Genomic DNA, 26518 nt, shown 5'->3' on the forward strand with positions numbered 1-26518 from the left:
AGCTCAATCGAAAGAGTTGCAACCGGACGTAAGTGGCTGTCTAGGATGAGGTCCGGCCGACCAATCCGCACGCCAACGCGGCACACGATGATCTCTGTCGCGGCGGGCGCAAGTGAGGGGGTTCACATGCTGCGTCAACTGCTGGTCGGCGGCGCCGCCAGCGTCGTCAACATCATGATCCATGCGGCGATTATGGCGACTGTGATCAGGGTCACGCGCGCCTATTCCGCCGACGTGAGGCCGGGTTGGTTGTTCCTTGGCGAGGTCATGGCCGCGTGCGTTGTCGTTCTGATGATGGCCCACGTCGTGGAGGTGCTGGTTTGGGCCTCTGTATACGCGCTGGCCGACGTTGCGCCCGAGGGATCCGATGTTCTTTATTTCGCCTTCGTGAATTACACGACCCTCGGATACGGCGACATCACTCCGACCAAGGACTGGCGACTGATGGGGCCGCTCGCAGCCATGAACGGGGTGCTCCTGTTTGGTTGGTCGACGGCGGTGATCTTCGAGGTTCTGCGACGGATCGACGAAATTGTCCGTCCGAAATGAGGACCGCCACCGCGCAGACCCGTTGCAGCCCTGTCATAAATGCTGGCCGGCGCCGAGTTCATCGGCGCGCGCTCGCCCCAGCCACCCCTTCACCCGTTCCACCACCCTCCCGGTCGATATCCCGTAGCGCTCGTGCAGCGTCGGCAGCGCTCCTGCATCCAGAAACTCGTCCGGGAGCGCGATCTGGCGGAAAGCCGCCGGAATCACGCCGGCCCGCAGCAGCACACCCGCCACGGCTTCGCCGAGGCCGCCCACGATCGTGTGGTTCTCGGCCACGACCAGGAGCCTCCCGGTGCGGCCGGCGACATCCAGCAGCGTCGCCTCGTCCAGCGGCTTGATGGTCGGCGCGTGCGTGACGCCCACGTCGGCTCCGTCTTTGCCGAGCAGGGCGGCGGCTTCCAGGGCGCCCATGGTCATAGGCCGGTCGAGACGATCATCACGTCCTTCCCGTCGCGCAGCACCTTGGCCTTTCCGAGTTCGAACCGGTAGCCGTACTCGTCCAGCACAAGTTGGACGTTGCCGCGCAGCAGGCGCATGTAGACCGGGCGGTGATCCGCGATCGCGACGGTGGCCTGCTCGATCTCATGCGCGTCGCAGGGATCGATGATCGTCATGTTCGGCAGGCCGTGGAAAATCGCCAGGTCCTCGGTGGCTTGGTGGCTCGGCCCGTAGCCGGTGGTCAGCCTGGGCAGCGCGCAGACGATCTTCACGTCGAGCTTTTCCTCCGCGATCGCCATGCAGATGAAGTCGTAGGCGCGGCGCGACGCGAACACCGCATAGGTCGTCACGAAGGGCTGGAAGCCCTCCCGCGCCATGCCGGCCGCCGCCCCCATCAAAAGCTGCTCGGCCATTCCCATCTGATAAAAGCGGTCCGGATGCGCCTTCGCGAAGACGTGGAAGTCCGTGTACTTGCTCAGGTCCGCCGTCATGCCGACGATTTCGGGCCGGGATCGCGCTAAGGCGGCAAGCGCCTCGCCAAAGGGGGCGGGCTTGGAGGATCCCCCGATGCCCAAGATGATATTCGTGAACCTGCCCGTCGCGGACCTCGCCAAGGCGACCGCGTTCTACGAGGCCGTCGGCGCCCACAAGAACGAAATGTTTAGCGACCACACGGCGGCCTGCATGGTGTTATCGGACACCATCCACGCCATGTTCTGACGCACGACAAGTATCGCCAGTTCACCTCCAAGGCGATCGCGGATGCCGGGACCACGAGCGAGGTGCTGCTCTGCCTGTCGGCGGACAGCCGCGATGAAGTTGACGCGGTCGTCGCCAGGGCGGCCGCCGCGGGCGGCAAGCCCGATCCGAGCGCCGTCCAGGACCACGGCTTCATGTATGGCTGCAGCTTCGAGGACCCGGACGGCCATGGCTGGGAGTTCATGTGGATGGACCTGGAGGCCTGCAAGGCCGCCATGGCTCCCGCCGAACCCGCAAACGCCTGAGGAGGCCGGCATGCCCGAACTTTCGCACTGCCTCTGGTTCAACGGCCAGGCCGAGGAAGCGGCGCAATGGTATTGCTCCGTCATCCCCAATTCGCGCATGGGCGCTGTGATCAAGTCGCCGGTGGACACCCCATCCGGCCCGGAGGGAAGCACGCTGCTAGTCGAATTCACGCTGGCGGGCCAGCCCTACGCGGCGTTTAATGGCGGCCCGAACTTCACTTTCACGCCGGCGATATCGCTGGTGCTCGGCTACGATTCCCAGGACGAGGTGGACCGCGTCTGGGAAGCGATGCTGGACGGCGGCGAGCCGATGGCCTGCGGCTGGATCACGGATCGCTATGGGGATTCCTGGCAGGTGGTCCCGAAGGAGGTCTACGCCATGCTGAAGGACCCCGACGAGGCGAAGCGCAAGCGCTACATGGCCTCGCGCGTGCGCGACCGCCTGCGCCATCTCCGCTTTCCCAGGCCGCTGTTGATCAAGGTCGAGGGTTGCGACGGCGACATCAACGCCGCCTATGATCCCGATGAGGGCGCGCTGGGCATCTGCTACGAATACATCGCCTACATCCAGGAACTCGGACAGAAGATCCCGCCTGCGGGCGTGCGGGAAGGCCTCACGCCCGCCAACTACATCGTCGGCCCGTTTCTGGAAGTGCTGCTGCACGAGCTGGCCCACGCGGTGTTTGACCTGAAGAAGGTTCCGAACCTGGGCCGCGAGGAAGACGCCGCCGACCAGGTCGCCGCTTTCATCCTGCTGCGAATGGGCAAGGACGAGGTGCGTCGCGTCATCGCCAGCATCGGGACGATGTACGCCTCGGAGGCCAAGGAAGCCCAGCCGAAGCTCAAGGACTTCGCCAACGAGCACGGGTTGCCGGCCCAGCGCTTCTTCAATCTGATGTGCATCAGCTACGGTTCAGACAAGAAGACCTTCGGCGACTTCGTCGAGAAGGGTTATCTGCCGGCGGAGCGGGCCGAGCTCTGCGAGGATGAATACCGGCAAGTGAAGTTCGCCTTCGAGCGCCTTCTCGCGCCGCAGCTCAAGTGCCGGCAGGGCAAAACGGCGCGCCGCTAGGGCGCGTTCGCGGGTTCAGCGGCCCGTCAACACCCTGACGGGTGCGCGCACGATCGTGATCGGCAGCGACAGGAGGCTCTGCAGCGAGCCGCCGACGACTTCCTTGCCTTCGTCCGCGGGATTGACCGGCGTCCCCACGCCGGCTTCGAGCACGGCCCTGAGTTGGGGCGCAACCGCAGCCAGCTGGGCGAACTTGCCGTGGTTGCTGGAATCGAGCGCCTTCACGTCCGTCATGTCGAGAACGATCGCGCCGAGCGCCGCAAGCTCGTCCCGGTCGGAGTCGGCGCCAAGTCTCGGCGCTCCTCCGGCGATGAAGCTCGACGCCTGCAACGCCTTGTCATCCTTCGAGAGCACGATGACGAAAGGCTTCTTCGGCTTGCCGAATTGGCGCATCTGGCTCTTGAACACGTCGATGTCGATGTCCGGAGCCGCGAGGATGAGAGCGCCGAGCTTGGATATCTGCGGAACCCTTCCGGAAATCTTGATCTGTCGAAGCGCTTCCACGGTGACCCAGTTGCCCATGGAGTGCGCGACGATGTTGACCTCCTCGGCGTTGCTCGCGAAGAGCAGCCGGATCGTCCGGTCCAGACTATCCCTGGCGGCTGTCGCGCTGTTCATGTCGTAGACGTGTTGCGAAAGCTGGCCGCGCGACGCCCAGGTGAACAGAACAGGGACCGCCGGCGCCTTGGCGTCATGGATCACCTGCGCAAAGCGGTAGACGCCCTCGGCAAAGAGGGTGTTGTAGCCGTGGATGAACAGGAAGACCTTGCGGCTTCCCGGCGGCCGAGACGCAAGCTGGCTATTAAGGGTGTCGACGAAAGCTTTCTCGCCGTCCACATAAGCCGCGTCGCGGACGACGAAATCCGTCTCCGCCTTGCCGGGAGCGGCCGAGGGCCATTCGACCTCCCCGGGCTTGTGGGTCGGCGGCACCGACACCTCCAGCCGGGCGAAGTCGAGCGGGTAAGCCCGCTCGCCATTGAACCAGGTGCCCGGCCGAGCGTCACGCTCGCGCATCGTGGCGACCAGCAAGGTATGAGGAGTGGCTCCCGCCCCGGCGGCGACCGGCGTCAGGAATCCTGTTTCGGGGCGTGAAGCGCATCCCGTCAGGGCCAGCGCAAGGGCGCACAGGGCGGCATAGCCCAGAACTCGTGCATCACACTTCCAGAGCATCGCCCCCGCCCTTCCGACCCTCGATTGCTTTCGCAGCGCCATGGGTGATCCGGGCTTTCGGCCGAAGAGGACCCGGCTCCGGCGCTGCGGTGCCATCGACTTCGAACGCTACGAGCACCTCGGCGCCGCTTCCTTGATTTTGATCACACTTCACATCCCCCTGCCTGTCTATGAGTGAAGATACAGACAGGAGCCATCCAGGGTTTCGGTTGGATGCGTCATTCTGGGCGCCGTTCCTTCAAAGAGGATTCCGTTGCTTACCATGCCTCAATAACGACACTCGGGAATTACGCCCCTCCATCGTGCGTGGACTATGGTCCGTTAACCTCATAGCAGCCGGATAGAACCTCGACTGCAGCAACTATTGGCATTCTGTAATTTGACTCTTTAACAACATCGCTGAATTGTATTTTGCTCAGGAATTGTGTAGGCGTTGCAGGACAGCTATGATCGATATAGCGAAATACGTAATCCATGCACCGCAATTTATAGTCACGTGGTCTATATTCTTCGGCTGCGGCATCATCACCTATGTGACCTATGCCATCGCAAACGGGCACAAGTTCGCCTTTCGCGAACTCTACGACCATTGCGTTCCCATCAACGTCCTGACGAACGCCAGTTTCCATGCTGACTTGAAGATTTACGTCATCAGCAAGTTGACTGAAGGGTTCCTGCTTCTGCCAGTAATCTATTTCAATACATGGATGTGCATGCACGTCAGTGATCTGCTGCGCACTCTGTTTGGCAGTCCCAGCATCGTCGAATTCGGATTTTTCGCATCTGCCCTGTGCACGATTTCCATGTTTTTCGTTATCGAGCTCTCGGATTACTTCTGCCACTACGTTCAGCACAAAGTGCCGTTCATGTGGGAATTCCATAAGGTTCACCATTCCGCCCAATCGTTGAACCCGCTCACATCGAAGCGCGGCCATCCCTTCGCGCTCCTGTTCGAAGGTTTCGTCCGAAGTCTTCTGACCGGCTCTTTGGGTGGGTTGTTCGTCTACTTGTACGGAATTACGGTCGTTGAGGCATTGGCCTTGTCGCTGGTTGCATCGAAAATATTCGTCATCGCAACGCTGGATCCGCTGAAGCATTCGCACCACGCCATCGGCTTAGGGGCGTTTGATCGCGTTCTGATAAGCCCACACATGCACCAAGTGCACCACAGCAAGATCCAGGATCACTGGGACAAGAACTTCGGCACCAACCTGTCGATTTTCGACTGGATTTTCAGGACAGGCTATAAACCTCGTCCGGGTGAAGAGGTAGTGTATGGCATTTCCGGATACAGCGAGGATGGACTGCGCAAGTACAACACGTTGTACGGCGCGTATGTCATGCCCATCATAAGAAGCTACAAGAAGATAAAGGGATCGCCGGCCCAACCCAGCCGGATCGCCGTGGCCGCAAAAGACTAGGCCGCAGAGCAGCGGAATTTGCCGACCGGCTCTGGTCGTAACGCCTTAAGTCTCGCCGCCGCCATAGTTGCCCTAGGCCTTAGCCGAACTCCGGCCCTTCCGCCCTGGACAGCACGCCCAGCTCAGCGCGGAGCTGGTGGGGGCTCGCGAGTTCGGACTCGATGGCGGCGTGGAGCTGCTTCCAGATCGGGGCCGCCTGGGCCAGAATGGTGCGGCCGTCGGCCGTGAGGCTGAGGCGCTTGCTGCGGCGGTCCTTGGGATCGGGCGTGATCGCCACGAGGCCGCGGCGCTCGAGCGGCTTCAGGTTGGCCGTGAGGGTCGTGCGGTCCATCGCCAGCAGGGCGGCGACGCTGCCCAGATGCGGCGGCTCGGGGCGGTTCAGCGACATCAACAGCGAGAACTGGCCGCTGGTGAGCCCTGCGGGCTTCAGCGCCACGTCGAAGCGGCGCGCCAGGGCGCGCGCGGCGCGCTGCGCGTGCAGGCACAGGCAGGTGTCGCGCACCAGCAGCGTGGTCTCGAACGGGACGTCGGCGATACGTTGCATGTGAGGGGTTGACAAGCTCTGGACTGTTACGTTGATATCAACCTAACAGGGCTGACGTCAAGGTCGCCGGTTGTGGAGGAACCCCCATGAAAATCGTCACCAGCCTCAGCTTCCAGGGCCAGTGCCGCCCGGCGTTCGAATTCTACGCCCAGGTGCTGGGCGGCAAGATCATCGCCGCCATGCCGTATAGCGCTGCCCCGCCCGGCATGCCGATGAACGAGCAGCACAAGGACTGGCTCATGCATTGCTGGCTGGAGGTGGGCGACCAGGCCCTGATGGGCGCCGACATGGATCCCGCCTGGGCGCGCAACATCGACAAGCCGAAGAACGGCTTCGACGTCACCCTGCACAGCCCCGACAAGGCGCAATGCCAGCGTTGGTACGAGCAACTGGCCGAAGGCGGCACGGCCGTGATGCCCTTCGGCGAGACCTTCTGGTCGCCGGGCTTCGGCTCGCTGATCGACAAGTTCGGCATCCCATGGATGATCAACACGGTCCCGTCCTCCGACTGGAAACCCGCCCAGGCCTGAGCGGCCCGGCGAACCCTCCCCCGAACGCGCCGGAGCCATCATGGACCGTCCTTATCGTTGGGTGATCGTCGCGGCGGGCGGCCTGCTGGGCTGCGTCGCCGCCGGCGCCATGTTCTCGCTGCCGGTGTTCCTGCGGCCGATGTCGGAGGCGACCGGCTGGTCCGTCACCGGCATCTCCACCGCGATGACGTTCGGCTTCCTCGCCATGGCGGTCGCCAGCATGCTGTGGGGCGGCTTGTCGGACCGCTTCGGCCCACGCCCGGTGGTGCTGACCGGCTCGATCGTGCTTTCGGCCAGCCTGGCGCTGGCCAGCCAGGCCGAGACGCTGGTCGCCTTCCAGGCGCTGTTCGGCGTGCTGGTCGGGGCCGCCACGGCGGCGATCTTCGCGCCCATGATGGCCTGCGTCACGGGCTGGTTCGAGACAAGGCGCGGCCTGGCCGTGTCGCTCGTTTCGGCCGGCATGGGCCTCGCGCCGATGACCATGGCGCCGCTCGCCGCCTGGCTGGTGACGCGCCACGACTGGCGCACCGCCATGCTGATCGTGGCCGGGCTCGCGGCAGCGCTGATGATCCCGGCCGCGCTGCTCGTCCGTACGCCGCCGACCTTGTCGGCCGGTCCGGCCGGGGCGCCGCAGGACGGATCATCAACCGGCATGACGGTGCGCCAGGCGCTCGGATCACCGCAGTTCATCACGCTGCTGCTGGCCAACTTCTTCTGCTGCGCGACCCATTCGGGGCCGATCTTCCACACCGTCAGCTATGCGGTGACCTGCGGCGTGCCGATGATCGCAGCCGTCTCGATCTACAGCCTCGAAGGGCTCGCCGGACTCTTCGGCCGGATCGGCTTCGGCGTGGCGGGCGACCGCTACGGCGCACAGCGGGTGCTGATCCTCGGACTGCTGGCGCAGGCCTTCGGGGTGCTCGCCTATGCGTTCGTGAACGAGCTCACCGGGTTCTATGCGGTCGCGATCGTGGTCGGGTTCATTTATGCCGGCACGATGCCGCTCTATGCGGTGATCATTCGCGAGAACTTCCCGATGCGGATGATGGGCACGATCATTGGCGGCATGGCCATGGCGGGCAGCCTCGGCATGTCGACGGGGCCGCTGATCGGCGGGCTCATCTACGACCGGGTCGGCAGCTACGCGCCGATGTATTTCGCATCGTGGGGCCTGGGCCTGGCCGCCATGCTGGTGCTGATGACGTTCCGGCCCTTCGCGACGCCCCGGCCGGGCGCGCTGGCGCCGGCCTGAGCGGGGCTCCCGGTTTCAGACCGAGCGGAGCGGCTTGGACGGGCGGGCGTTCTCGGCGACGCGCTCGATTGCGTTAGCGAGCGCCTCGACGGTGCGCACCGCCACCACGCCGCCGAGGTTCATCGGGTCGCGCAGGCTGCCGAGCGCCTGGGCCTCGAGCCGGGAGACCTCGACGCGGAGTTCCGCCGCGATGCTGGACAGGATGTCTGCGGTCACTGGTGCACCTCGTTGTTCAGCCCCTGGCGCGCGCAGGTTTCAGCCCGCGGCCTCCAGAGGCCGGATCTTACGTTGCATCGACTTTAGGGCCGAAGCCGAAGGCTGTTCAAGCGAGGCCGCGGCGTCCGCAACAACGCGCCGAATAGAATGCTTGGCGGTTGTGCGGCAGGTGCTACGCTTCAGCACTAAAGCCGGCATGTCGGCCGGCTCGTTTGGATCCGGAGCGTGGCCATGACGTCGCGGGAACAGATCGTCGAGAGTATTCGGAACCTATACGCCGCACGGGCGCGCGGCGACGTCGACGCTTGCATGGAGAAATTCTCGCCGGACGCGTGTTTCGTTTGGGCGGGATCGCCGCAGCATTGTCCGGTTGCTCACGAGGCGAACGGAGCTCCGGCCGTCAAGGCGGCCTTCAAGGGCATGTCGGACGCCTACGAGGTTTTGGCCTACGAGCATCGCGACTTCATCGTCGAAGGCGAGCGCGCCGCCGTGCTGACGGACCTCACCATTCGGTTCACGCCCACGGGCGAGACGTTCTCGACGCAGTTCTACGACCTGTGGACGTTCAAGGACGGCGAGGTCGCGTCCTTTGTCCAGTTCGGCGACACCGCGCTGGCGGCCGGGCACGCCGCGCAGCTAGGCTCGCAAGGTAGCGCACCATGACTCGCACGATCACTATCGGCGGCCTTCACCTTCGCTTTATGCAGGACAAAGCGGATACGGCCGGCAGCGTCACGATTTTCGAAATGACGGTTCAGCCGTCGGCTCGCATGCCCATCGCGCATCATCACGAAAGTTGGGACGAGACGATCTATGGGCTGGAAGGAACGAGCGCCTGGCGGATTGACGGCCAAGATATTTCGATCGGGCCGGGCCAAACGGCCTTCATCCGACGGGGCGTCGTGCACGGGTTCCGGAACGATGGCGATCAGCCGGCGAAATGCTTGTGCGTTCTCACGCCAGGCGTTCTGGGCTCTGACTACTTCCAGGAGATCGCCGACCTCGTCGCGAAGGGCGCCGAGCCGGCCGCGATGGGAGCCGTGATGACCAAGCACGGGCTGATCCCGAACCCCGGCGCCTGACAGAGCGCCCGGCGAAAGGCCCGCGACCCGCCAGGCGTCGCCGTCATCCCGCCGCCGCCACCGTGCGGGACGCGCGAAGGCGATCCTGCGCCATTCCGATGAGGGGCCAGAGCAGCAGCGCCACCGCGAGCGCGGTCATGCAGGCGACCAGCGGGTTGGACCAGAAGATCGCCAGCGAGCCGCGCGACATGATCATCGACTGGCGGAAGGCGTCCTCGGCCTTGTCGCCCAGCACCATCGCGAGCACCAGCGGGGCGACCGGGTAGTCGAGCTTCTTGAACACGTAGCCGACGACGCCGAAGCCCAGCGCCAGCCAGAGGTCGAAGATCGAGCTCGACACCGTGTAGGCGCCGATGAAGCAGACCACCACGATCACGGGGCCGATGATCGCGAAGGGGATGCGCAGGATCGCGGCGAAGAACGGCACCGTGGCGAGCACCAGCACGACCGCCACCACGTTGCCGAGATACATGCTGGCGACGAGGCCCCAGACGAAGTCCGGCTTCTCGATGAACAGCATGGGGCCGGGATTGAGCCCCCAGATCATCAGGCCGCCCATCATGACGGCGGCGGTAGCGGAGCCCGGCACGCCGAGCGCCAGCATCGGCAGGATCGCGCTGGTGCCGGCGGCATGGTCGGCCGTCTCGGGAGCGATCACGCCCTCGGGACGGCCCTTGCCGAAGCCTTCCTTGTTGCGGGCGAAGCGCTTGGCCAGGCCGTAGCTCATGAAGGAGGCGGCCGTCGGCCCGCCGGGCGTAATGCCCATCCAGCAGCCGATCAGGCTCGAGCGCAGCAGCGTCATCCAGTAGCGCGGCATTCGCCGGATGGTGGCGAGCACGTCGCGCGGGCTCACCTTGGCGTGGATGCCGTCGAAGCGCAGGCCTTCCTCCATGGTGAGGATCAGCTCGCCGATGCCGAACAGGCCGATCACGGCGACCAGGAAGCTGACGCCGCTGAGCAGTTCGTTGAAGCCGAAGGTGAGGCGCAGGCTGCCCGAGATGGTGTCCATGCCGACGGTCGCGAAGGCGAAGCCGAGCATCATCGACACGATGGTCTTGAACGGCGACGTGCCGCCGAGCCCGACGAAGCTCGCGAAGGCGAGAAAATACACCGCGAAATACTCAGGCGAGCTGAACCGCAGGGCGAACTTGGCCACCCAGGTGCTCAGGATGGTGATCAGCACCACGCCGGCCAACGCGCCGAAGCCGGCCGACAGAAAGGCGAGGCTGAGCGCCTCGGTCGCCCTGCCCTGCTTGGCCATCGGGTACCCGTCGAAGGTGGTCGCCACCGAGGATGGCTCGCCCGGGATGTTGAACAGGATCGACGTCGTGGAGCCGCCGAACAGCGCGCCCCAGTACATGCTGGTGAGCAGGATGATGGCCGAGACCGGGTCCATCGAGAATGTGAGCGGCAGCAGCAGCGACACGCCGTTGGGCGCGCCGAGGCCGGGCAGCACGCCGACCAGGATGCCGAGCAGCACGCCGACCACCATCAGGGTGAGGTGGAAGCCGGTCGCGGCCACGCCGAAGCCGTGCATGAGCGAGATGAGGTTGTCCAAGGCGCCCTCCCGGCCGCGAACCCGTTCAGTAGATGCCGAGGGCCGCTTCCAGCGGACCCTTGAGCAACGGCACCTGGAACCAGCGCTCCAGCACCACGAAGAAGAAGAGCGCCACGCCCAGGCTGACGCCGAGCGCCGTCCACCAGCGGTAGCCGCCCTGGAACACCATCACGCCGAAGAGATACAGCGCGGCGCCGACATAGATGCCGAGCGTCACCGTGAGGATCACGAAGGCCACGATGGGCAGGAAGAACGACGCGGCCTGCCGGGCCTGGAGACGGTCCACGAAGGCCGGGCCGGCGCCCGCCAGCGCGCCGCGCACGAGGTTCGCCAGGCTGGCGGCGACGATGATGAGGCCGACATAGAACGGGAAGGCTCCCGGCTGCGGGCCGGAGCTGTCCCAGCCCGTGCCGTATTCGCGCGAGCCGATCACCACGGCCGCGCCGATCGCGCCGGTGAACAGCGCCGCCATGATCTCGGCGGCGCGGCGGCTCAGCAGCGCGCGAGGCTGGACGGTTTCGTCAGTGGAGCTCATGCCTCACCCTCGTCTGTGACGTGCGGCTCCCGGCGCGGTCGCCGGAAGCCGGATCGGGGCGGTTACTTCACCACCCAGCCTTCCTTCTCGAAGACCTTGCGGTTCTTCTCCTCGTCAGAGGCGATGAAGGTCTTCAGCTCGGCGCCGCTCAGGAAGCGGTTCGTCTGCGAGGTCCGCTCGATGTATTCCTTCCACTCCGGCGTATCCTTCACCTTGGCGAGGACATCGGCGTAGAAGCTCACGGCGTCGTCGGGCGCCTTGGGGGCGAGCCAGACCGTGCGCGGCATCTGGAACTGGTCGATGCCTACGCCCTGCTCCTTGCAGGTCGGGATGTCGCCCCAGCTCATGTCGCCCGCCACCTTGGGGCCGACCGGCAGCCGCTGCGGGCTGAACACGCAGAGCGGCTTCACGAGCCCGGCCTTCCACTGGCCGATGTTCTCGTTGGGGTTGTTGACGTTGCTGTCGATGTGCGCGCCGGCGAGCTGAACGGCCGCCTCGCCGCCGCCCTTGAACGGGATGTAGATGAACTTGGTCCCGGTCGCGCCCTCGATCAGCTTGGTCAGCGTCTCGTCCGTGTCCTTGGACTGGCTGCCGCCCATCTTGAAGCCTTCGGGCTTGCCCTTGGCGGCGGCCAGGTAGGTCTTGGCGTCCTTGAACTCGGCGTTGCCGTTCACCCAGATCAGGAACTCGTCCATCGCCATGGCGGCCACGGGCGTGAGGTCGTCCGGCTTGAAGGCCAGCTTGGCGACGAGCGGCAGCAGGTATTCGTTGTTGGTGCCGAAGATCACCTTGTGGGGGTCGCCGGCCGCGCCCTTGCCGTAGACGAACCCTTCCGCACCGCTGCCGCCGCCCTTGTTGGTGACCACGATGGGCTGCTCGACCAGCTTGTGCTTGGCGATGATCGATTGGACGACCCGCGCGAAGGTGTCGGTGCCGCCGCCGGGGCCGGACGTGACCACGAATTCCACGGGCTTGCTGGGCTGCCATGCGGCCTGGGCGATCGGCGCGGACGCCACGGATGCGGCGAAGGCCAGGGCCAGCGCGGTGATGCGTTTCATGGGCGATGTTCCTCCTTAAGGGTGCGCTTCGAGGTTTGGACGGCCGACGGTTGGTTCCGGCGGTCAGCGTCGTGGCGGCCGGGCTCGCGCCCGGCGCGCCGATCAGGCTGCGGCGCGGACGCGCGCCTCGCGGCCCATGCGGGCGGCGAGCAGGATTGCCTCGCGGGAGGCGCCGATATTGGCGATCCCCTGGCCGGCGATGTCATAGGCGGTGCCGTGCGCGGGCGTGCAGACCGGGAACGGCAGGCCGCCCAGCGTGGTGACGCCGCGGTCGAAGCCCATGAGCTTCATCGCGATCTGGCCCTGGTCGTGGTACATGGTCAGCACCGCGTCGAAGGCGCCAGCCTTGGCGCGCAGGAACACGGTGTCGGAGGGGAACGGCCCCTCGCAGGCGATGCCCCGCGCCGCGGCGGCCTGCACGGCCGGCTCGATCACGTCGATCTCTTCGCGCCCGAAATTGCCGCCGTCGCCCGCATGCGGGTTGAGGCCCGCCACCGCGATGCGTGGACGCGCGAAACCGGCGTCGCGCATGGAGCGATCGGTCAGCGTGAGGCTCCGCTGGATCGCCTCGCCGGTGATCGCGGCCGCGACGCCCGAGAGCGGGATGTGGGACGTGACGCGGGCGTTCCAGAGGTCGCCCAACACGTTGAACTCGCTGGCCGGGCCGGTGCGGCCGAGCACGTCGTTGATGAAGCGGATCTCGTCGTCATAGCCCGCATAGGCGAGGCGCATGGCCTTCTTGTTGAACGGCGTGAAGAACACCGCGTCGGCGCGCCCGGCTGCGGCGAGCTGAAGCGCCTTGCGGAAGTTCAGCGTCGCGAACTGCCCGCCCGCCAGCGTCGCGGTCTGGGGCGTCACGTCCTCGAGCGCCAAGGATTTCAGGTCGACGAACACCGAGCGACCCGGCTTGACGCCGTCGAGGTCCGCTTCCGCGATCGTCTCGATGGCGGGGTCGACGCCCGCGATCCGCGCGCCCTCGTCGAGGATGCGCCGGTCGCCGAACACGATGAGGTCAGCTTCGGCGCGGACCTCGTCCAACGCCAGGAGCTTGGCGGCCAGCTCGGGGCTGACGCCGGCGGGGTCGCCCATCGCGAAAGCGATCACGGGTCGCTGTGTGGCGTGTGCACTCAAGGGTGACGTTCCTCCGTTCTTGCAACCACGCTAACACCCGTTCGGGCTCGCATCAAGAATGCTGTATGCAGCATACAGCGAGTTGTGGATTTCAACCGCGAGAGCTAAGCTGAGCTCAACAATCCGACGGGGGATGTTGCCATGGTGGACGCGCTGGAGATCGAGGCGGGGCTGCCGCCGGACGATCATCGTCCGATTGTGCGGCACAACCTCCACGACGCGATCGTGGGGCGGATCCGGGACATGATCACCGAGGGCGTTCTGCCGGCGGGCTCGCGGGTGCACGAGGGCAATCTCGGCCGCGACCTCGGCGTGTCGCGCACGCCGCTGCGGGAAGCCCTGAAATACCTCGCCAGCGAAGGGCTGATCGAGCTCTCGCCCGGGCGCGGCGCCATCGTTCGCAAGTTCTCGCCCAAGGATGTCCGCGACGCCCTGACGGTGCTGGGCGCCCTGGAGGCCCTGGCCGGGCGGCTCGCCTGCGAGAACGCCTCCGACGCCGACATCCTCGAGATCCGGGCGATGCACGACCGCATGCTCGACCTCTACGCGCGGCGCGACCGGCTGTCCTACTTCAAGCTCAACCAGGCCATCCATTCCGCCATGCTGCGGATCTCGCGCAACGACGCGCTGGCGGACGTCCATGGCGTGCTGCAGGCCCGCCTCAAGCGCATCCGCTACATCGGCAACGAGGGACCGGACAAATGGGCCGGCGCGGTGGAAGACCACGAGGCGATGATGACCGCCCTGGAAGCGCGTGACGGCGAGGCGCTGGCCGCCGCCCTGTCGCGCCACATGGAACGCACCTGGGAGCGCGTGAAGGACGCGCTCTGATCCCCCGATGGAGCCTCACATGCCTGACACACACGCCGCCGTCGGCGCGCGCAGCCCCTTCGCGCTGGTGGGCGCCGGAGAATTCGGCGCGACCCTGATCGCGCAGTCCCGCCGCATCCCGGATCTCGCCCTCACGGTGGTGTGCGACCGCGACGTCCCGCGCGCCTCCGCGGCGCTGAAGGCCGGCGGCTACGAGGCGGACGCGTTCCAGGTCGCGGGCTCACGCCGGGAGGCGCTGGCCGCCCTGCAAGCTGGCCGCATCGCCGTGCTGGAGGACAGCGCGCTCCTGTCCGACTTGCCGCTCGAAGCCGTGGTGGAGGCGACAGGCGATCCCTTCGGGGCGGCCGCCGTGGCCGAGCAGGCGATCGGCTTCGGCTACCATGTCGCGATGGCCACCAAGGAGGCCGAGGTCGTGGTCGGGCCCGAGCTCGCCCGCATGGCCAAGGCGGCCGGCCTGGTGCACACGCTCGTGGAGGGCGACCAGCCGAGCCTGCTCTGCCAACTCATCGCCCGCGCCCGGGCGCTAGGCTTCCCGGTCGTGGCGGCCGGCAAATCGACCGAGTCCGACTATGTCTTCGACCCCCGCGCCGGGACGGTGACGTCCTGGGGGCGCGCGGAGGCCGCGCCGGCCGGCTACGAGGCGCTGTTCGCGCCCGCCGATCCCGCCGCCGCGCTGGCGGGGAGGATGATCCCCGGCCTCGCCACCGCGACCGTGCCGGACCATACCGAGATGACCATCGTGGCCAACCATTGCGGGCTGCGGCCCGACACGGCCGCGATGCACGGCCCCGTGGTGCGCACCGTGGAGCTGCCGCAGGTGTTTTGCCCGCTGGACGACGGCGGCATTCTCGGCGGCTCCGGCGTGGTGGACGTGTTCTCGTGCCTGCGCCGGCCGGACGAACTCAGTTTTGCGGGCGGCGTCTTCGTGGTCGTGGAGGCTCCGGACCCGGCGACCGGGCGGCTGCTGGCCTCCAAGGGCATACCGGGCAGCCGCTCGGGACGGCACCTGATGCTGCATAATCCCGTGCACCTCCTGGGCGCTGAGGTCGGCCTGTCGTTGCTGTCGGCGCTGCGCACCGGCCATGGCACGGGCGGCGAAAACCCGGTCCAGCGGTTCGACGTTGTGGCCCGCGCCCGCGTGGCGCTGCCGGCCGGCCATCGCTTTGCGCTCGGCTACCGCCATGTGCTGCCGGATGTCGACCCGCTGATCGAGCCCGCCGCGGCGTCGGCCGAAGCCGCGCCCGTGCCCTACTACCTGCTGCCCGGCGCGGTGCTGCGCCGGGCGGTTCCGGCCGGCCACACCATCACGCATGGCGACATCGAGACCGACCGCAGCGGCGCGATGTGGCGGCTGCGCGGGGCGCTGGAGGAGCGGCTGCGGGCCCAGTAAGGCGGCCGCGCAACTTAGGCGCAGGTTCCTCGTTCACCTCCCTGGACGGGAGGTCGCATGAACCAAGCCGTGCGCGCGCAGCGTGACCGGGCCGAAGGGCTTCGCGGGCTCTCGCCTGGCGTCCGACGCCCTGACGGGCCGCTTCGCGTGTGCCTGCTCACGGACAGCGCCGACCCGTCCGGCGTCGGCGAGCACATGCTCGCGCTGGCGGAACGGCTCGGGCGCCATTGCCGTGTCAGCGTCGCGGCGCGCGAGACGCCGGGCGGCGACGCCATCCTGAGCCGCGCCGCCGCCATGGGCTGCCGCGTCCTGGCTCTTCGATGGTGGGAGGAGCCGCAGGCGATGCCGGAGCTCGTCCGCTTTCTCCGGACCGAGCAGGTCGAGGTTTTTCACTGCCATGCGGGCATCGGCTGGGAAGGCCTGCCCGCGCCCTATGCGGCCCGTGATGCGGGCGTTCCGGTGGTGCTGCGCAGCGAGCACCTGCCCTACCTGCTCACCGACCCGGTCCAACGCGCCCGCCACGCCGAGATGCTGCCGCAGATCGACCGGCTCATCTGCGTGTCGCAAAGCTCGAACGAGAGCTTCGGTCAAGCCGGCGTCCCTGCCCGGCTGTTGCACGTCATCCCCAACGGCGTCGCCCCGCCCAGGCCGCGCCGATCGCGCAGCGACACGCGCCAGCGGCTAAACCTCGATCCTGAAAGCCCCGTGCTGCTCACCGTGGGCCGGTTCACCCCTCAGAAGGGCCATGCGGCCCTGCTCGCCGCCGCGCCCGCGATCCTGTCCGAGCGACCTGACGCCCGTTTTCTCTGGGTCGGCGCGGGGCCGCTCGCGGACGACCTGCGGGGCGAGATCGACCGACGCGGCTTGTCCGACGCCATCCTGCTGCTCGGACGCCGCGACGACGTGCCGGACCTGATGGCCGGGGCCGACCTCCTCGTTTCCCCGTCGCTGTTTGAAGGGCATCCGCTCGTGGTGCTGGAGGCGATGGCGGCCGGCCTTCCGATCGTCGCCACGGATGTCCCAGGCACCCGCGACGCCGTGGACCGCGCGACGGCGCTGCTCGTGCCCCCGGACGATCCGCCGGGGCTGGCGCGGGCCGCCCTGGCGGCGCTGGGCGACCGACGCGGCGCCGAGACGCGCGCCCGCGCGGCTCGCGAACACTGGGCCGAGCGTTTTGACGCGGATCGAATGGCGGCGGACCACCTCGCCCTTTACCGGGCCACGCTCGCGGCCCAACGGCCACCCGCCTCGGCCCTACCCACTCAAGCCGTCACCCAGGAGTAAGAATGGCGAAGCTACGCATCGGATTCATCGGCGCCGGGGGCATTGCGGGCCGCCACATCGCCAACCTCCAGGGCTTCGACGACGTCGAGATTGTCGGCCTGGCGGATCCCGCCGCCGAGCGGGCCGCCGAGATGGCGAACCGGACCGGCGCACGCGCCTATGCGGACCACCGCGCCATGCTGGACGCCGAGCGGCTGGACGCCTGCTATGTCTGCCTGCCGCCCTTCGCGCACGGCGCGCCGGAGCGGGACCTGATCGACCGGCGCATCCCGTTCTTCGTCGAAAAGCCGCTGTCCGCCGACGAGGCGACGGCCGAGGACATCGCCGCGCGGGTCGCGGAGGCCGGCCTCGTCACCGGCGTCGGCTATCACTGGCGCTACCTCGACATCGTGGAAGCCGCGCAGGAACTGCTCGCGAAGACCCCCGCGCGGCTGGTGAGCGGCTATTGGCTGGATTCCACGCCGCCTCCGGCCTGGTGGTCCCGCCAGGATCAATCGGGCGGGCAGATGGTGGAGCAGACCACCCATATCTTCGATCTCGCGCGCCTTCTGGTCGGCCCTGTCGAGGAGGTCGTCGCCATGGGCGGACGGACGCCACGCCCGGACCACCCGGACTGCAACGTCGACGAGGCCTCCACGGCGGCGCTCCGGTTCGCGTCCGGGGCGGTCGGATCGGTCGCGTCGACCTGCCTGTTGCGCTGGCCGCATCGCATCGGTCTGCATCTCTTCGGAGACGGCCTCGCGCTGGAGCTGACCGAATTCGAGTTGATGGTGGACGTGGGCGCCGGCCGGCCGGTTCGCGGCGCTCAGGGCGACCCCTTCGTGCGCGAGGATCGCGATTTCCTCGATGCCGTCGCGGGCGGCCCCAACCGCATCCGCACGCCCTACGCGGAGGCGCTGGAAACGCACCGCGTCGCCACCGCGGCGGCTCGCTCCGCCCGCGAACGCCGCCCGGTCACTCCACGGCAGGGCACACCCGCGAAGGGAGCTGCTTGATGACGGCGACGAGAACAATCCGCTCGCTCGGCGTCGAGCAGCCCGGCCAGGCCGGCTTCTTCACCTATGAAGAACATGGCGTTCCGGACGGGAGGTTTCACGTCGAGACCCTGTTCAGCGGCCTCTCGGCTGGCACCGAGCTCACCTTCCTGAAGGGCAGCAATCCATATCTCGGAGCGCGTTGGGAGGGGGACTACGGCGTCTTCGTGGACGGCGAGCCCTCGGCCGCCTACCCGGTCCGCTTCCTCGGCTACATGGAGGTGGGTCGCGTGGTCGAAAGCCGCGCCGCCACGCCGCGGGAGGGCGATCTCGTCGCGATGGCGTATGGCCATAAATCAGGCCACACGGCCGATGCGTTCGAGGAGTTCTACGCGGTGATGCCGCCCGGGCTGGATCCGCTGCTCGGCGTATTCGTGGCCCAGATGGGCCCGATCTGCGCCAACGGGCTCCTGCATGCGGCCGCCGACGCGGTTGGGCCGGACGTTCGCAGCTTGCGCGACGGCGTCGAGGGCCGTCGCGTTCTCGTGATGGGCGCCGGCGTGGTCGGCATGCTCACGGCGCTTCTCGCGCGCCGCTGCGGCGCCGCCGCGGTGCTGATCGCCGAGCCCTCCCCGGCCCGGCGCGCGCGGGCGGAAGCGCTCGGCTTCGAGACGCTGGACGAACCGGACGCCTGGGTGCAGGCCAAGGACCGCTGGCGCAGCGGACCGGCCGAGCGCGGGGCGGACGTCGTGTTCCAGTGCCGGGCCTCCGCGCAGGCGCTGCACATCGCCCTCAAGGCGCTCCGCCCACAGGGAACCGTAATCGACCTCGCCTTCTACCAGGGCGGCGCAGACGCGCTGCGGCTCGGCGAGGAATTCCACCACAACGGGCTCGCGATCCGCTGCGCGCAGATCGGGCGCGTGCCGCGCGGGTGTGGATTTGCGTGGGGCCGCTCAAGGCTGGCCGCCGAGACGCTGGCGCTTCTCGACGAGGAGGGCGACGCCATCCGCCGGCATCTCGTGTCGCACGTCGTGCCGATCGGCGACGCGCCGACGTTCCTGGACACGCTCCTGCGCGACCGGCCCGACTTCCTGCAGGTGGTGTTCGACTACGGGGCGAGCCGCACGTGAGCGGGCCTGCCGGGGAGCCGCCGCTTCGAATCCTGTTCGTGTTCGCGTGGATCGTGGTGGGCGGCGAGGAGACGGAGGTCCGGCACCTCGCCCGCGGGCTCGACCCCCGCCAGTTCCGGCTCGACGTCGTCGCGTGCTTCCGGCGCGAGGGCATGCCGGACCAGAGCGTCGCGCAGTTGCGCGCGCTTGGCGTCGATGTGGACGAGACGCCCTATTCGCTCTCGTTCGACGACACCGTCGCGTATCTGGCGCGCAAGATGGCGGACTACGACGTGGTGGTGGCCTGCCAGGCCGTGCAGGACGTCTACCCGGCCCTGCGGCTGATGGAGCGCCCGCCGCCACTGATCGAGCATGGCGGGCTGGTGTCGGAAGCGCTGGCCGGCCCCAAGGACCTCACGGCCCGCTACGTCGGCGTGTGCGCGACCATCCGGGACGCCGCCGCGCAGCAGATGCCCGGGCGCGAGCGCGACGCGCTCGAGATCCCCAGCATGGTCGACTTCGACGAAGCTCCAGCCGACGCGCGGGAGGCCGCGCGGGCCGAGATGGGGTGCGACGACGACGCGGTTTTGGTCGGCTGGGTGGGGCGGCTCGACCGCAAGAAGCGGGTCGAGGACTTCGTGCGCGCCGCCGCGATCGTGGCCGCGCGCGACGACCGCGCACGCTTCGTGGTGATCGGCGGGCCGGACGCCTTCATGCCCGAATATGCCGGCGAGCTGAAAGCGGAAGCGGCGACGCTCGGCCTGGACGGACGGCTCCGTTTTCTGGGCGACAGGCCGGACGTGCCCCGGCTGCTCACCGGGCTCGACATCTTCGTCTGGCTGGCGCGCGGCGAGGGCATGCCGCACGTGATCGCGGAGGCGGGCGTGGCCGGCTTGCCCGTCGTGGCGACGCCGGACAATGGCGTGCTGGAGCAGATCGAGGACGGCGTGAGCGGAATTTTCGTTCCGCACGAGGACCCGGCCGCGACCGCAGAGGCGATCGGCCGGCTGATCGCGGAGCCCGTCCTGCGGCGGGATCTCGGCAGGGCTCTGCGCCGCAAGGTCGAGGCCGAATTCTCGACCGCGGCGCTGATCCCGCGCTGGGAGGCGCTGCTGCGCGAAGTCGCGGCCGAGCGGCGTTGAACGCTCAGACCGAGCGCATCAAGCCGCCGTCCACCTTGAGGCTCTGGCCGGTGATGTAGGCGGCCCCGGGCGACGCCAGGAACGCCACCGTGGCGGCGATCTCCTCGCTGGTGCCGTAGCGGCCCATCGGCACGCCCTGCCGCCGTTCCTCGACCTGCGGCAGGCTGTCGATCCAGCCGGGCAGGACGTTGTTCATGCGGATGTTCTTGGGGGCGTATTGGTCGGCGAAGAGCTTGGTGAACGAGGCAAGCCCGGCGCGGAACACCGCGGAGGTCGGGAACATGGGGCTCGGCTCGAACACCCAGGCGGTGGAGATGTTGATGATGGCGCCGCCGCCCTGCCGCTCCATCACGGGGGTGACCAGGCGGGCGGCCCGCACGACGTTGAGGAAGTAAACCTCCATGCCGCGATGCCAGTCGTCGTCGCTGATCTCCAGCAGGGGCGCGCGCGGGCCGTGGCCGGCGCTGTTGACCAGCACGTCCACGCGGCCCCAGCGCTCCACGGTGAGGTCGACCAGGCGCTTGAGATCGTCCGTGGATTGGTTCGACCCGGTGACGCCGACGCCGCCGAGCTCGGCCGCGAGCGCCTCGCCCTTGCCGGATGAGGACAGAACCGCGAGCTTGTAGCCGTCGGCCGCGAGCTTGCGCGCCGCGGCCGCGCCCATGCCGCTGCCGCCCGCCGTCACGATCGCGACCTTGCCGCCGTTGCCGTTGCCCTGCGTGTCCATGCTCGTTCTCCCGACCGGCTTTGCCGCGCGGAGCGGCTTCCCGGCGGTCATTCCATGGGGCGCGGTCCGCCGCAAGGATTCAGCATAACCACAAAGCTCGAGCTTCAGCGCGCAATCTGTGAGCTGCGCCACAGACGGAACCGGGTCGGGCATGAATCATGCGGGTATTTGAGCATGTGAATTCTCGGCGCGGGATGGGTGGCGGCGCTCCGTGCGCCGGCATGGCCTAGACGGGCCCGGGAAGCTGTCGGATAAGCGGCGGCGAGGAGACGCCGCACGCATGGCCGCCAGCACCAAAGCACGATCGCCCGCCGCCCGGCCCGTCCAGGACACGGCGGTGTCCCGCTCGGCGGCGGTGTATCGCGCGTTGAAGCGCGCCATCATCGAGCAGGCGCTGCAGCCGGGCGCAAAGCTGCCGGAGGATTCCATCGGCGAGCGCCTCGGCGTCAGCCGCACGCTGGTGCGTGAAGCGCTGCTGCGGCTCAGCGGCGAAGGCCTGGTGGAGTTGCGCCCCAATCGCGGAGCCTGCGTGGCGCAGCCGAGCCTGGAAGACGGGCGCGACATCTTCGCGGTGCGGAGCGCGCTGGAAAAGCTCGTCATGGAGGCGCTCGCGGGCCGGCTCACGGCCGAGCAGCGCCACACCATCGAGGCGCATGTGGCGGCCGAGGAAAAGGCCAGCGGGCGCGACGCCGCCATGTCGATCCGGCTGGCGGGCGAGTTCCACACCATGCTGGCCGAGATGACCGGCAACGTGCTGCTGGCGCGCTATGTCAACGAGGTGGTGTCGCGCTGCTCGCTGATCCTGGCGCTCTATGGCCGGCCGCACTCGTCCGAATGCGGCGTCTCGGAGCACCGCGCCGTGCTGGCCGCCCTGCTGGCCGGCGACGCCGCCAAGGCCGCCACCCTGATGGCCGGCCACCTCCATGCCATCACGGACCGCGCTCTCTTGGCCCGCAACGACGCCGACCCGCGTGATATCCTGGCCAACTACGCGCGCGAGGAAGGGCTGTAGGCGGGGCCCAAACGGGGTCAGCCGCCGCCCGACAGCTGTTCGACGAACACCCCGTCGCGCGCCACCACGCGGCCGTGGCTCATCACCAGCTTGCGCACGGGCGGGGCCGCCACGGCTTCGGCGACGGTTTCGACGTCGACCAGCACGCAGTCCGCCCGGCAGCCGACGCCGAGGCCATAGGCGTCGAGGCCGATCGCCTTTGCGCCGAGGGTCGTGCAGGTTTCGAGCGCTAGTTCCAGGTCCTCGTCACGCCCGAAGCCGTTGCGCTGGCCGATCATGGTGGCGCGCATCAGCATGTCGCCCGTGCCGTAGGGCTCCCAGGTTCCGCGCGGCCCGTCCGAGCCGCCGCAGATCACGACGCCGGCCTCGTGCAGCTTTTTCACGGCGGGCGCGGGGCGGCCGGGCGGGCCGGCGGTCATGACGGCGATGCGCAGCTCCGCGAGCTGGGCGATCAGCGCGTCGGCGGCGGCCGCCTCCAGCATGCCGAGGCAATAGGCGTGGCTCACCAGCACGCGGCCATGCAAGCCGAGCGCCCGGGTGCGCTCGATGATGAGCTCCAGCGTGAAGGCGCCGAGCTCGCCGGGCTCGTGCAGGTGAATGTCGAGCGGCTTGGCGTGCTTCACGGCCAAATCGAAGATGGCGTCGAGATGCGCGACCGGGTCGCGGTCGATGGAGGCGGGGTCTATGCCGCCGACGATGTCGGCGCCGAGGCGGAGCGCCTCCTCCATCAGTTCCAGCGTACCGGGGCGGATCAGCATGCCGCTCTGCGGGAAGGCGACGATCTGGATGTCGACCAGCCCGGCCAGCGCCTCGCGGGTCGCCAGCACGCCCTCGATGTTGGCGACGCCTATCTCGGTGTCGACATCCACGTGCGAGCGGATCGCGGTCACGCCGAGGGCAAGCGTCTGGCGGGCCTGCCGCTCGGACTGGCGGCGGGGGTCGATGCCAAGCCGCCTCTTTTCGCGCCGGTCGGCCTCGATGCGATCAATGCGGCGCGGGCCGATGTCGTTGCGGTACCACGGCATGCCGATGAGGTTCTTGTCGAGATGCGTGTGCGCCTCGACCAGGCCGGGCAGCATCAGCAACCCGCCGCCGTTCACCACTGCGGCGTCGGCCGGCGCGGGGCCATCGGCGAAGCGGCCGTCGCGGATCAGGATGTCGGCGGCGGGGCCGCCCATCGGGCGGACGTTGCGTAGAATAGTGGAAGTCACAGGCGTGCGCCTCCGTGCCGGGTTGCGGCGGCGAGCGCCTCGTAGGGGTGACCAAGGCCTGCGCGCGGCAGCATGGCCGCATAGGCGCGCGCCGCTTCGTCCAGCACCGCGTCGGGGTCGACGCTGAGCACCCGGCGACCGCGCATCAGGACGCGGCCGGCGACCAGCACGGCGTCGACGTCGGCGCCAGTGGCGAAGCGCGCGAGGCGCTCCACCGGGGCGGCTGGCGGCCAGAGATGCGGCTTGCGCCAGTCCACCACCATGAGGTCGGCGCGCTTGCCGGGCTCCAGCGAGCCGATCTCGCGCTCCAGCCGCAGCGCGCGGGCGCCCCCGATGGTAGCCATTTCGAGCAGGGTCCATGGCGGCAGCACGCTGTCATCCGTGAAATGTCGCGCGTGATAGCGATGCGCCTGGAACATGTGGCGGAACATGTCGAAGGAGCGGTCCGGCGCCGGGGCGTCACTGCCGAGCCCGACGCGTACGCCAGCGGCCATCAGCTCGGGAGCGGGGCAGCGGCCAAACACGGACATGAGCGCAGACGGATTATGCGCCACTGCGGCGCCAGAGCGCTGCAGCGCTGCAATGTCGTCAAGCGTGAGGTCGATGCAGTGCGCGAACAGCGCATCCGGCCCGCCGAGTCCGACGCGGGCGTCGGTGGCCGCAAGCGAGCCGTCGCGGTGGCCATCCTGGACAAGGAGGACGCCGTGCTCCCGCGCAACACGCTGGGCCGCGCGGGAGAGCCCGGCTGCGCCGTCCTCGCTGTCGGAGGAGAGGTCGGCGGCGGTGAACACCGGCAACGACACCGCAAGCTGCCGCAAGCCCCCGCCGGGGACGGACCGCAGGAGCGCGTTGGTCACTTCAAGCTGGCGGCCGGGATCGGTCCGGCTCTCACGGCGCACGCCGCCGGCCCAGTCGCCATAGAGGCGCGGGCCGTCCGGGCGGTTCGGGCCCACGGCGAGCACTTCGGCGACGCCGACGGATGCGACGCCGTCGAGATGAGCTTCGGCGGCGTCGGGCGAGGCCGTCATCATCACGTCGGGGCCGCCGCCCATCAGCAAGCAAGCGGTGGTGACGCCGCACATGAGCCGCTCCAGGGCGGACAAGCGGGCCTCGGCGCGCCAGAAGTCGGGGTCGGTCGCCCCCGCGTAGACGCGGCCCGCGTTCCCCATCCAGTCGGACGCGGACGCACGCAGGCTCTTGGTGAGCGCGTGGCCCGCATGGGCGTGCGTATCCACGAAGCCGGGCAGGACGAGCCCGCCGGCGGCGTCCAGCCGCTCGAGGCCGGGACGATCGGGCGCCGGTCCCGGACCAACGGCGACGATGCGGTCGTTCTCGATCAGGACGTGACCGCCATCGATCGTCTGGCGGTCGGGCGTCATCGGGATCACGATCCCGTTCTCAATCGCCAACCATCCCATTCAGCCATTCCTCGCGCGTCTCCGAAGCACTCAGTGTCGACCGTGATCGTATACAAAATCAAGCACGGGATTCCGAGCTCACCTGGTTACAAGAGAGGCCTACACAGTCTTTCGCCCGCGTTCGCCTAACCGGCGTGCGGTATGCCGCAGCTTTCAGCACCATCTGGCGTAAATTGGCGCAACCGGATTGTATGCGATCCCGAGTTGTGGTTGTATGCTATCCAAAGAAACGAAACCGAGGGGATGGCGATGAAGCGGAGTGTGCTGGCGGCCGTAGCGGCCTTGTCCCTGTTGGCGGCGGCTCCGGCCGGCGCCCAGACCCTGAAATGGGCCGCGCCCGGCGACGCCGTGTCGTTCGATCCCAATGCGCAGCTCGACAGCTTCACGCAGAACATCCAGTCGATGGTCTACGACACGCTGGTCCGACGCAACCGTCAGTTGCAGATCGAGCCCAGCCTCGCGACCTCCTGGGAGATCGTCGCGCCGGATCGCTGGCGTTTCAAGCTGCGCCAGGGCGTAAAATTCCACGATGGCCAGCCCTTCACGGCCGACGACGTGGTCGCCACGGTGATGCGCACCATCGATCCGGGCTCGCGCAACAAGGGCAACCTCGCGACCGTGAAGACGGCCGAAAAGGTGGACGACCAGACGGTCGACTTCGTCCTCACCGGCCCCTACCCGCTGCTGCTCAACGATCTCACCGGCATCTTCGTGATGAGCAAGCCGTGGATGATCCAGCATGACTCCGTAAAGCCCGGCAACACGTCGACGGGCGTCACCACCTTTGCGTCCACGCACGCCAACGGCACCGGCCCGTTTAAGCTGGAAAGCTACGAGCCCGACGCCCGCACGGTGATGAGCGCCAACGAGGGCTGGTGGGACAAGCCCGAGCACAACATCAAGCGGCTGGAGTTCCGGCCCATCAAGTCGGACGCCACCCGCGTCGCCGCCCTGCTGTCGGGCGAGATCGACATGATCGCGGCCGTCCCCCTGCAGGACATTCCGCGCGTGTCGTCCACGGCCGGCGTAAAGGTGGTGGAAGATCCGTCGCTGCGCCTGATCTTCCTCGGTTTCAACTGGAAGCCCGAGTTGCAGGGCCAGCCCGGCGTCAAGAACCCGCTGCTGGACGTGAAGGTGCGGCAGGCCCTGTGGCAATCGCTCGACATGGACACGCTGCAGAAGCGCATCATGCGCGGCAAGTCGCGCAACATCGCCACCATGGTGGCCCCGCCGGTGCCGGGCTACTCGGCCGAGGCCGACAAGCCGATCGGCTATGACCCGACGGCGGCCAAGAAGCTGCTGGCGGACGCCGGCTATCCGAACGGGTTCAAGACCGGCCTCGCCTGCCCGAACGACCGCTACATCGCGGACGAGCAGCTGTGCCTCGCCATCGCGTCCATGTGGACTCGTGTGGGCGTGCAGGTGGACCTGAAGACCGAGAGCAAGGCCACCTACTTCCCGCGGCAGGACCGGGGCGAGACCGACATCTGGATGCTGGGCTGGGCCACGCTGCCGCCCATGGACGGATTCAGCGTGCTCTCGGCCATCTTCGCCTCCCGCAAGGACGGCTTCGGCGGCGCCAACGCCAACGGCATGTCGATCCCGGCCATGGACGAACTCGCCAAGAAGGCCGCCGTGGAGCTCGACGAGCCCAAGCGCCGCGCCATGCTGGCCGAGAGCTTCAAGATCGCCCGCGACCAGGCGCTGTTCATTCCGCTGCACCTGCAGCCGCTGGCCTGGGCGATGAAGACCAATGTCGACATGCCGCAATTCGCCGACGAATACGTCCGCCCCTGGTTCGCCAAGGTGAACTGAGCGAACGCGCTACACGGCCCCGCCGCCCGCGGGGCCGGAGGTTCC

General features: G+C 68.1%; 24 protein-coding genes and 3 pseudogenes. 16 read left to right on the forward strand and 11 right to left on the reverse strand.

Annotated elements, in window-relative coordinates:
* The first annotated feature begins 126 nt into the window (after nt 1-126).
* Nucleotides 127-549 (forward strand): potassium channel family protein, encoded by a 423-nt coding sequence (locus AC1DSZ_RS06200; protein WP_476837514.1) that lies wholly within the window; start codon nt 127-129, stop codon nt 547-549.
* 33 nt (nt 550-582) lie between these two features.
* Here the strand turns inward: AC1DSZ_RS06200 and AC1DSZ_RS06205 are convergent.
* Nucleotides 583-1568, reverse strand: a pseudogene (locus AC1DSZ_RS06205) (transketolase family protein).
* Between AC1DSZ_RS06205 and AC1DSZ_RS06210 the strand changes: the two are divergent.
* Both AC1DSZ_RS06210 and AC1DSZ_RS06215 read left to right on the forward strand, forming a co-directional pair.
* Nucleotides 1555-1991: pseudogene (locus AC1DSZ_RS06210) on the forward strand (VOC family protein). The pseudogenes AC1DSZ_RS06205 and AC1DSZ_RS06210 overlap by 14 nt on opposite strands.
* A 10-nt stretch (nt 1992-2001) precedes the next feature.
* Nucleotides 2002-3063, forward strand: a complete 1062-nt coding sequence (locus AC1DSZ_RS06215; protein WP_476837515.1) for a DUF4344 domain-containing metallopeptidase — start codon at nt 2002-2004, stop codon at nt 3061-3063.
* Nucleotides 3064-3078: 15 nt separating this feature from the next.
* On the opposite strand, the gene AC1DSZ_RS06220 is transcribed toward AC1DSZ_RS06215, so the two are convergent.
* A complete protein-coding gene (locus tag AC1DSZ_RS06220; protein WP_476837516.1) occupies nt 3079-4275 on the reverse strand; it encodes an alpha/beta hydrolase in 1197 nt (398 codons plus the stop codon).
* Nucleotides 4276-4679: 404 nt separating this feature from the next.
* Here AC1DSZ_RS06220 and AC1DSZ_RS06225 point away from each other — a divergent pair, with 404 nt between their 5' ends.
* Nucleotides 4680-5654, forward strand: coding sequence for a sterol desaturase family protein (locus AC1DSZ_RS06225; protein WP_476837517.1), 975 nt, complete (start codon nt 4680-4682; stop codon nt 5652-5654).
* A 79-nt stretch (nt 5655-5733) separates the two neighbouring features.
* On the opposite strand, the gene AC1DSZ_RS06230 is transcribed toward AC1DSZ_RS06225, so the two are convergent.
* Entirely contained in the window at nt 5734-6198 is a 465-nt protein-coding gene (locus tag AC1DSZ_RS06230) for a MarR family winged helix-turn-helix transcriptional regulator (protein WP_476837518.1), read from the reverse strand.
* 86 nt (nt 6199-6284) lie between these two features.
* On the opposite strand from AC1DSZ_RS06230, the gene AC1DSZ_RS06235 reads away from it, so the two are divergent.
* A complete protein-coding gene (locus AC1DSZ_RS06235; protein WP_476837519.1) occupies nt 6285-6728 on the forward strand; it encodes a VOC family protein in 444 nt (147 codons plus the stop codon).
* Nucleotides 6729-6768: 40 nt separating this feature from the next.
* Nucleotides 6769-7980 carry an MFS transporter gene (locus tag AC1DSZ_RS06240; RefSeq protein ID WP_476837520.1) on the forward strand — a complete coding sequence of 404 codons (1212 nt, stop codon included), beginning with the start codon at nt 6769-6771 and terminating at the stop codon, nt 7978-7980.
* 15 nt (nt 7981-7995) lie between these two features.
* Here the strand turns inward: AC1DSZ_RS06240 and AC1DSZ_RS06245 are convergent, their stop codons facing one another.
* On the reverse strand, nt 7996-8196 hold the full coding sequence (locus AC1DSZ_RS06245) for a hypothetical protein (RefSeq protein ID WP_476837521.1): 201 nt from the start codon (nt 8194-8196) through the stop codon (nt 7996-7998).
* 231 nt (nt 8197-8427) lie between these two features.
* Between AC1DSZ_RS06245 and AC1DSZ_RS06250 the strand changes: the two genes are divergently transcribed.
* Nucleotides 8428-8859 (forward strand): nuclear transport factor 2 family protein, encoded by a 432-nt coding sequence (locus tag AC1DSZ_RS06250; protein WP_476837522.1) that lies wholly within the window; start codon nt 8428-8430, stop codon nt 8857-8859.
* 38 nt (nt 8860-8897) lie between these two features.
* A complete protein-coding gene (locus tag AC1DSZ_RS06255; RefSeq protein WP_476837799.1) occupies nt 8898-9278 on the forward strand; it encodes a cupin domain-containing protein in 381 nt (126 codons plus the stop codon).
* Nucleotides 9279-9321: 43 nt separating this feature from the next.
* Here the strand turns inward: AC1DSZ_RS06255 and AC1DSZ_RS06260 are convergent, their stop codons facing one another.
* From AC1DSZ_RS06260 to AC1DSZ_RS06275, 4 genes are all read right to left on the reverse strand, one after another.
* Nucleotides 9322-10836 (reverse strand): tripartite tricarboxylate transporter permease, encoded by a 1515-nt coding sequence (locus AC1DSZ_RS06260; protein ID WP_476837523.1) that lies wholly within the window; start codon nt 10834-10836, stop codon nt 9322-9324.
* Nucleotides 10837-10861: 25 nt separating this feature from the next.
* Entirely contained in the window at nt 10862-11371 is a 510-nt protein-coding gene (locus AC1DSZ_RS06265) for a tripartite tricarboxylate transporter TctB family protein (RefSeq protein WP_476837524.1), read from the reverse strand.
* Nucleotides 11372-11433: 62 nt separating this feature from the next.
* Nucleotides 11434-12429: a Bug family tripartite tricarboxylate transporter substrate binding protein gene (locus tag AC1DSZ_RS06270; protein ID WP_476837525.1), complete on the reverse strand. Its 996-nt coding sequence runs from the start codon at nt 12427-12429 to the stop codon at nt 11434-11436.
* A 102-nt stretch (nt 12430-12531) separates the two neighbouring features.
* Nucleotides 12532-13518: a 4-hydroxythreonine-4-phosphate dehydrogenase PdxA gene (locus AC1DSZ_RS06275; protein WP_476837800.1), complete on the reverse strand. Its 987-nt coding sequence runs from the start codon at nt 13516-13518 to the stop codon at nt 12532-12534.
* A 183-nt stretch (nt 13519-13701) separates the two neighbouring features.
* Between AC1DSZ_RS06275 and AC1DSZ_RS06280 the strand changes: the two genes are divergently transcribed.
* The 6 genes and pseudogenes from AC1DSZ_RS06280 to AC1DSZ_RS06305 all read left to right on the forward strand — a co-directional run.
* Nucleotides 13702-14391 (forward strand): GntR family transcriptional regulator, encoded by a 690-nt coding sequence (locus tag AC1DSZ_RS06280; protein ID WP_476837526.1) that lies wholly within the window; start codon nt 13702-13704, stop codon nt 14389-14391.
* A 19-nt stretch (nt 14392-14410) separates the two neighbouring features.
* Nucleotides 14411-15781 carry a flagellar biosynthesis protein FlgA gene (locus tag AC1DSZ_RS06285; protein WP_476837527.1) on the forward strand — a complete coding sequence of 457 codons (1371 nt, stop codon included), beginning with the start codon at nt 14411-14413 and terminating at the stop codon, nt 15779-15781.
* 57 nt (nt 15782-15838) lie between these two features.
* Nucleotides 15839-17065, forward strand: coding sequence for a glycosyltransferase family 4 protein (locus AC1DSZ_RS06290; RefSeq protein ID WP_476837528.1), 1227 nt, complete (start codon nt 15839-15841; stop codon nt 17063-17065).
* Nucleotides 17066-17067: 2 nt separating this feature from the next.
* On the forward strand, nt 17068-18060 hold the full coding sequence (locus AC1DSZ_RS06295) for a Gfo/Idh/MocA family protein (RefSeq protein WP_476837529.1): 993 nt from the start codon (nt 17068-17070) through the stop codon (nt 18058-18060).
* Nucleotides 18060-19169, forward strand: a complete 1110-nt coding sequence (locus tag AC1DSZ_RS06300; RefSeq protein ID WP_476837530.1) for a zinc-dependent alcohol dehydrogenase — start codon at nt 18060-18062, stop codon at nt 19167-19169. Before AC1DSZ_RS06295 ends, AC1DSZ_RS06300 begins: the two co-directional genes overlap by 1 nt.
* Nucleotides 19166-20287 (forward strand): annotated as a pseudogene (locus AC1DSZ_RS06305) (glycosyltransferase family 4 protein); the annotation flags it as partial. The gene AC1DSZ_RS06300 and the pseudogene AC1DSZ_RS06305, both read left to right, overlap by 4 nt.
* A 7-nt stretch (nt 20288-20294) precedes the next feature.
* On the opposite strand, the gene AC1DSZ_RS06310 reads toward AC1DSZ_RS06305, so the two are convergent.
* Entirely contained in the window at nt 20295-21017 is a 723-nt protein-coding gene (locus AC1DSZ_RS06310; protein ID WP_188516388.1) for an SDR family oxidoreductase, read from the reverse strand.
* Between the two features lie 280 nt (nt 21018-21297).
* On the opposite strand from AC1DSZ_RS06310, the gene AC1DSZ_RS06315 reads away from it, so the two are divergent.
* On the forward strand, nt 21298-22029 hold the full coding sequence (locus AC1DSZ_RS06315) for a GntR family transcriptional regulator (RefSeq protein WP_476837531.1): 732 nt from the start codon (nt 21298-21300) through the stop codon (nt 22027-22029).
* 17 nt (nt 22030-22046) lie between these two features.
* On the opposite strand, the gene AC1DSZ_RS06320 is transcribed toward AC1DSZ_RS06315, so the two are convergent.
* Nucleotides 22047-23240: an amidohydrolase family protein gene (locus tag AC1DSZ_RS06320; RefSeq protein ID WP_476837532.1), complete on the reverse strand. Its 1194-nt coding sequence runs from the start codon at nt 23238-23240 to the stop codon at nt 22047-22049.
* Nucleotides 23237-24658 carry an amidohydrolase family protein gene (locus AC1DSZ_RS06325; protein WP_476837533.1) on the reverse strand — a complete coding sequence of 474 codons (1422 nt, stop codon included), beginning with the start codon at nt 24656-24658 and terminating at the stop codon, nt 23237-23239. The genes AC1DSZ_RS06320 and AC1DSZ_RS06325 overlap by 4 nt, the downstream gene beginning before the upstream one ends.
* Before the next feature lie 249 nt (nt 24659-24907).
* Here AC1DSZ_RS06325 and AC1DSZ_RS06330 point away from each other — a divergent pair, with 249 nt between their 5' ends.
* A complete protein-coding gene (locus AC1DSZ_RS06330) occupies nt 24908-26473 on the forward strand; it encodes an ABC transporter substrate-binding protein (RefSeq protein ID WP_476837534.1) in 1566 nt (521 codons plus the stop codon).
* Nucleotides 26474-26518 lie beyond the last annotated feature (45 nt).

Source organism: Alsobacter sp. P4_H11, assembly GCF_056400925.1.

What these genes read in the sequence shown, in the direction of transcription:
- AC1DSZ_RS06200 (WP_476837514.1), top strand. Translation starts at nt 127, where the DNA reads ATGCTGCGTCAACTGCTGGTCGGCGGCGCCGCCAGCGTCGTCAACATC.
- AC1DSZ_RS06215 (WP_476837515.1), top strand. Translation starts at nt 2,002, where the DNA reads ATGCCCGAACTTTCGCACTGCCTCTGGTTCAACGGCCAGGCCGAGGAA.
- AC1DSZ_RS06220 (WP_476837516.1), bottom strand. Translation starts at nt 4,275, where the DNA reads ATGGCGCTGCGAAAGCAATCGAGGGTCGGAAGGGCGGGGGCGATGCTC.
- AC1DSZ_RS06225 (WP_476837517.1), top strand. Translation starts at nt 4,680, where the DNA reads ATGATCGATATAGCGAAATACGTAATCCATGCACCGCAATTTATAGTC.
- AC1DSZ_RS06230 (WP_476837518.1), bottom strand. Translation starts at nt 6,198, where the DNA reads ATGCAACGTATCGCCGACGTCCCGTTCGAGACCACGCTGCTGGTGCGC.
- AC1DSZ_RS06235 (WP_476837519.1), top strand. Translation starts at nt 6,285, where the DNA reads ATGAAAATCGTCACCAGCCTCAGCTTCCAGGGCCAGTGCCGCCCGGCG.
- AC1DSZ_RS06240 (WP_476837520.1), top strand. Translation starts at nt 6,769, where the DNA reads ATGGACCGTCCTTATCGTTGGGTGATCGTCGCGGCGGGCGGCCTGCTG.
- AC1DSZ_RS06250 (WP_476837522.1), top strand. Translation starts at nt 8,428, where the DNA reads ATGACGTCGCGGGAACAGATCGTCGAGAGTATTCGGAACCTATACGCC.
- AC1DSZ_RS06255 (WP_476837799.1), top strand. Translation starts at nt 8,898, where the DNA reads ATGCAGGACAAAGCGGATACGGCCGGCAGCGTCACGATTTTCGAAATG.
- AC1DSZ_RS06265 (WP_476837524.1), bottom strand. Translation starts at nt 11,371, where the DNA reads ATGAGCTCCACTGACGAAACCGTCCAGCCTCGCGCGCTGCTGAGCCGC.
- AC1DSZ_RS06270 (WP_476837525.1), bottom strand. Translation starts at nt 12,429, where the DNA reads ATGAAACGCATCACCGCGCTGGCCCTGGCCTTCGCCGCATCCGTGGCG.
- AC1DSZ_RS06275 (WP_476837800.1), bottom strand. Translation starts at nt 13,518, where the DNA reads ATGGGCGACCCCGCCGGCGTCAGCCCCGAGCTGGCCGCCAAGCTCCTG.
- AC1DSZ_RS06280 (WP_476837526.1), top strand. Translation starts at nt 13,702, where the DNA reads ATGGTGGACGCGCTGGAGATCGAGGCGGGGCTGCCGCCGGACGATCAT.
- AC1DSZ_RS06285 (WP_476837527.1), top strand. Translation starts at nt 14,411, where the DNA reads ATGCCTGACACACACGCCGCCGTCGGCGCGCGCAGCCCCTTCGCGCTG.
- AC1DSZ_RS06290 (WP_476837528.1), top strand. Translation starts at nt 15,839, where the DNA reads ATGAACCAAGCCGTGCGCGCGCAGCGTGACCGGGCCGAAGGGCTTCGC.
- AC1DSZ_RS06295 (WP_476837529.1), top strand. Translation starts at nt 17,068, where the DNA reads ATGGCGAAGCTACGCATCGGATTCATCGGCGCCGGGGGCATTGCGGGC.
- AC1DSZ_RS06300 (WP_476837530.1), top strand. Translation starts at nt 18,060, where the DNA reads ATGACGGCGACGAGAACAATCCGCTCGCTCGGCGTCGAGCAGCCCGGC.
- AC1DSZ_RS06310 (WP_188516388.1), bottom strand. Translation starts at nt 21,017, where the DNA reads ATGGACACGCAGGGCAACGGCAACGGCGGCAAGGTCGCGATCGTGACG.
- AC1DSZ_RS06315 (WP_476837531.1), top strand. Translation starts at nt 21,298, where the DNA reads ATGGCCGCCAGCACCAAAGCACGATCGCCCGCCGCCCGGCCCGTCCAG.
- AC1DSZ_RS06325 (WP_476837533.1), bottom strand. Translation starts at nt 24,658, where the DNA reads ATGGGATGGTTGGCGATTGAGAACGGGATCGTGATCCCGATGACGCCC.
- AC1DSZ_RS06330 (WP_476837534.1), top strand. Translation starts at nt 24,908, where the DNA reads ATGAAGCGGAGTGTGCTGGCGGCCGTAGCGGCCTTGTCCCTGTTGGCG.